3 protein-coding genes are annotated in these 4758 nt (G+C 74.5%); all 3 read left to right on the top strand.

What is annotated here, in order from left to right; all coding sequences use genetic code 11:
- Nucleotides 1–52: 52 nt before the first annotated feature.
- The gene (locus tag G3I40_RS46220) at nt 53–757 is read left to right on the top strand and encodes a LuxR C-terminal-related transcriptional regulator (RefSeq protein WP_164560769.1); all 705 of its coding nucleotides are present in this window, start codon (nt 53–55) and stop codon (nt 755–757) included.
- Nucleotides 758–968: 211 nt separating this feature from the next.
- Nucleotides 969–4091 carry a DUF11 domain-containing protein gene (locus tag G3I40_RS46215; RefSeq protein ID WP_164560768.1) on the top strand — a complete coding sequence of 1041 codons (3123 nt, stop codon included), beginning with the start codon at nt 969–971 and terminating at the stop codon, nt 4089–4091.
- A partial coding sequence (locus G3I40_RS46210) for a DUF4255 domain-containing protein (RefSeq protein WP_164560767.1) occupies nt 4088–4758 on the top strand: 671 nt, incomplete at its 3' end. The genes G3I40_RS46215 and G3I40_RS46210, both read left to right, overlap by 4 nt.

Here is a 4758-nt window from a genome sequence, read left to right as displayed (position 1 = left end):
TCGCGCAGCGACCCTCCTCGACCCCCCATGCTTCAAGGAACAGGTACCGACCATGACCTGCCCTCAGGCAAGCACCCCTGCCTCCGCCTCCCTGACGCGCACCGCCCGCTGGACGACGACGACCGAGCGCCCCGAACGGGTGTCGGTGGCCGTCTACGCGCCCGACCCCGTGCTGTACGTGGGCGTCGTGCAGCAGTTGCGCCAGCGCCCCGAGATCCACCTCCTGGACGACGCCGACGCGGACGGCGCGCGGGTGTCGCTGGTCACCGTCGACACCGTCGACGACGAGACGACCGCCCTGCTGAACCGGCTGCGCCACAACTCCGACACCCGTACGGGGCTCGTGGTCGGCACCTTCGAGTCGGGGGACGCCCTGCAGCGTGCCATCGACTCCGGCGTCGCCGCGGTGCTGCGGCGCGCGGAGGCCGACCAGGACCGGCTGCTGCGCCTGGTCCTCGCGATAGCCAACGGCGAGGGCATGCTCCCCGGAGACCTCCTCGCGAAGCTGCTCAGCCACGTCGGCAGCCTCCAGCGCTCCACGCTCGACCCGCGTGCCGCGTCCCTGTCGACGCTGACCTCGCGCGAGGCGGAGATGCTGCGCCTGGTGTCGGAGGGCCTGGACACCGCGGAGATCGCCCACAAGACGTCGTACTCCGAACGGACCGTCAAGAACGTGCTGCACGAGGTCATCACCCGCCTGCAACTGCGCAACCGCGCGCACGCCGTGGGGTACGCGCTGCGCAACGGCCTGATCTGACGGCGCCCCACGAGGGCCGGGTGCGGCCGGTCCGCTGCCCGAATGCCCACCCGCCGTTTCCCCCGGGTGCGTCCCGTGGGACCTGCTGCGCCGGGGTCGGCGCGGCACAGGATGACCGTCGTATGTGCGAAGGCGGTTTCGGACGGTGAGGTGGGCCGTGGCAGGCACGGAGGGACCCGGGGGCCGAAGGCTCCGCCCGGGGCGTATCGGCATGGCATTGCTGTTGCTGGTGCCCCTGTTCGCGGTGACCGCGGCGGCCGGGCCCGAAGAGGTGGGCGCCAAGGCGGTGGCGGCGGACGCGGGCGACACCCGCGTCGCGTACGCGGGGACCCGGCACCGCAGTCTCGGCCGGGTGGAGACCACCACGTCGAGCACGCCGCTGTTCGGCGACGGGCCCGCCCACTTCGACACCCAGCCGTCCGCGCTGGGCGACCAGTTGGTGTTCGCGAGCCGCCGTGACGAGAAGAAGCCGCAGGTCTACCTGCGGGCCGCCGACGGGTCGGTGCGCAAGCTGACCAGCGGGCGGGACGCGGCGCACCCGCGGCTCACCCCGGACGGACAGGCCGTGGTGTTCGACTCGGCCGAACCCGGCGCGGCCGGCGGCGGGACGCAGCGCGACCTGTGGCTCGTACGCACCGACGGTTCGGGACTGACGCGGCTGACGGACACGCCCGCGGACGAGGAGTGCCCGACGGTGTCGCCGGACGGGCAGCGGCTCGCGTACTCCGGCGACGCCGATCCCGCGGCCGGGCAGCAGCTCTACGTACGGCCCCTGGCGGGCGGCACGCCCCTGCGCGTCACCGACCCGGCGGACGGCACGGCGAGCGAGCCCGCCTGGAACCCGGTGGACGACGCCGAGAACCGGGACATCATCGCCTACACGGCCACGGGCCCCGACGGGCCGCGGCTGCGCTGGACCGCGGGCAGCGGGGGCGGCGGCGGACCGCTGCTGTCCGGCGCGCAGGCCGACTGGCAGACCCACGGGGCAGCGTGGTTGCCCGACGGGGACGGGGTGGTGTTCCTCAGCCCGGACGTCACCTGTGAGTGCGAGGGCGACTGGGACCACGTCTTCCGCACGACGGCGCACTCCGACGCGACGCCCTCACTGGTGCTCAGCGAGGACCGCGAGATCGAGACGGTCACCTGGCTCGGAACGGTCGACGGCGGCGGCGCGGTCGTGGACCGCACCACCGCCGCGGGCCCGCACGTGGTGACCCTCCAGGACATCCGCGCCGACGGCTCCGACCCGCGCGACCTCGGCCTGACGGTCCTCAAGGAGGATCCGGAGGCGGACAGCAACACCGATCCGGCGAAGGATCCGCTGTTCCGGCCGGCGGCCGGGTTCGACCCGTGGACCGAGCGGCAGAACTACACGCCGGACGGCCGCCGCATCGTGGTGACCCGGTTCGAGGACACCGCCGACGGGCGGATCGAGCGGATCTGGCTGGCCGACGCCGACGGGACGCACGCGCAGGCCATGCCGCTCGCGGGGCGCGGCGCCAAGGACTGGGACACCGATCCGACGTTCTCGCCCGACGGCAAGTCCCTCGCGTTCACGCGGACTTCGCCGGGCGGCGTCGGCGAGGCCGCGGGGCCCAGCCGGGTCCTGATCGCGGACGCCGCGACCGGTGCGCTGCGGGGCGAGATCACGCCGCCCGCCGGCGAGGCCACCGGCGGCGACGCCCAGCCGACCTGGTCCTCCGACGGCACCACCCTCGCCTTCACCCGCAACGAGACGATCGGCGGGAACGGCGGCAACAAGCACGTGTGGACCGTGCCGGTGGACCACCTCGACCAGCAGCGCGACCTGAGCGCCACGGACTGCCCGGGGACCTGCCAGGTCATCGACGATAGCCCGGCGTTCTCACCGGACGGGCAGACGCTCGCCTTCAACCGGAAGAACGGCGGCGGCAAGGTCGACGAGCACAACGGCATCCTGCTCACCTCGCTCACCGGTGACGACTGCCGGGTCCTGCTGCCCTCCGCCGCGCGCGGCCTGCCCGGGGCGTGCGGTCGCGAACTGCCGGACACGACGGCCACCGGCCCGTTCCAGCCGCGCGACGCCGCGTGGGCCGCCGACGGCAAGAGCCTGATCGTCAGCTCCCGCGCCGGACAGGCCGCCAACAGCCCGGAGAAGCTGCACCAGGTGGACGTCGCGTCGGGCGCGATGACGCCGCTCACCGACGAACTGCCGGGGCGGCAGAAGGAACCGAGCGTGCAGCAGTCCGTGGACCTCGCGGTGCAGGCGCCCGACACCTCCGGGGAGGTCGTCGTCGGCCGCACCGGCACCGTCGAGGTCGACGTCGTCAACCACGGACCCGCCGCCTCGCCCGGCACCCGGCTGACCGTCGCCCCGCCCACGGGCGTCACCGTCACCGGCCTCACCGCACCCGGCGCCACCTGTGACGCCGCCGCGCTCACCTGCGACCTGGGTGTGGTGCCGCCCGGCAGCACCGTCCCGGTGACGGTCACCCTCACCGGGGTCACGCCGGGGCAGCAGCCGGTCGGCTGGTCGGTCACCGGCACGGTCCTCGATCCGAACCCGGGCGACAACACCGACCGGACCGTGGTCCCGGTGCGCGAGGCGCCCGCGCCGCCCGACCCGACGCCGAGCCCGATGCCGCTCACGTCGAAACCGCCGACGACCCCGCCCGCTCCCCCGCCGCCCGCCGAGCCCCCTGCCCCGAAGGCGGGACCGGGTGTCCGCGTCACGGCCCAGCCGAACCCGGGCTACGTGGGCGGCCGCGTCGTCGTCACGTACACCGTCAGCAACGGCCGCAACGCGCTGGCCACCGGGCTGCGGCTGCGCCTCGGGCTGCCCGCAGGCGTCCCGAACAACGGGCGGCCCCCGGGCTGTGACGACGGCTGGCTGTGCGCGCTGCCCGATCTCGCGCCCGGCGCGCGGACCACGCTCACGGTCGTACTCAGCCCCAAGAAGGCGCTCACCACGCAGGTCACGGGAACGCTGACGACCAGCGGCACGGACGCCGACCTCGGGGACAACTCCGCCCGGCAGCGGCTGCGGATCCTCCAGCCGAAGATCGTCGCCGTGCCGCCGATCGGCAAGCCCGGCTTCGTGACGTCCGTACGCGGCAAGGACTTCCCTCCCGGCGTGCCGGTGCGGCTGCGGTGGAAGCCGGGCATCACCGCCGCCGCGGCCCCGACGGTGCCGAAGGCTGACGGCACGTTCATCGGGCAGCTGCTGATCCTCACCAAGGACCAGACGGGCCCGCGGACCATCACCGCGAGCGGTCCCGGATTCTCCCCGGTGAAGACGGACTTCCTGGTCGTCAACGGCAGTGTGCAGCCGCCGGACGAGGTGACCCGCCGGTGATCCACGAGGTCGACGAGGCGCTGCGCGGGCTGCTCGACGGCTCCGGGCTCGCGGCGTCGGGCGTCGAGGTGGTCTTCGACGCGCCGACCCGCGACTGGGCGGCCCGGCGCAGCGCGCCCACGGTCTGTGTGTTCCTGTACGACATCCGCGAGGACAACACCCGGCGCGGCAGCAGCAGTGGGGAGATCTACGACGACGAGGGCCTCGTCGTCGCGCGGCGCGCCCCGGCGCGCTGGTTCGAGCTGACGTATCTGGTGACAGCATGGGCGAGCCGCCCGCAGGACGAGCACCGGCTGCTCTCGCAGGTGCTCGCCCGGCTCGTGTCCACCGACACGCTCGGCCCGGAGCTGCTGACCGGCTCGCTCGCCGAACTCGGCCTGATCGTGGGTCTGGACGCGGGCGGCACCGGCCTCGACGCCCCGGCCGCGTCCGATGTGTGGTCGGCGCTCGGCGGAGAGCTGAAGCCGTCGCTCGGGGTGCGGGTGCGGGCGCCGCTGGCCGGGATCACCCGGGTCGTGGGTCCGCCGGTCACCGACGGACTCGTCGTCCGTTCCGTGCCGCACGCCGAGCCGGACGTCGCCGACGCGGCCCGCAGGCTGCGCTACACCGAGATCGGCGACCCGGGCCGGGAGGGCTTCGGCGGCTCCCGGGAGCGCCGCCCGCAGCC

This window comes from Streptomyces sp. SID14478 (genome assembly GCF_010548525.1).
Taxonomy (GTDB): domain Bacteria; phylum Actinomycetota; class Actinomycetes; order Streptomycetales; family Streptomycetaceae; genus Streptomyces.
The sequence above is the reverse complement of the archived record's forward strand: the minus strand, read 5'-3'. Positions and strand labels throughout refer to the sequence as shown.

Coding starts and splice junctions, on each gene's coding strand:
- G3I40_RS46220 (WP_164560769.1), top strand. CDS start 53: ATGACCTGCCCTCAGGCAAGCACCCCTGCCTCCGCCTCCCTGACGCGC.
- G3I40_RS46215 (WP_164560768.1), top strand. CDS start 969: ATGGCATTGCTGTTGCTGGTGCCCCTGTTCGCGGTGACCGCGGCGGCC.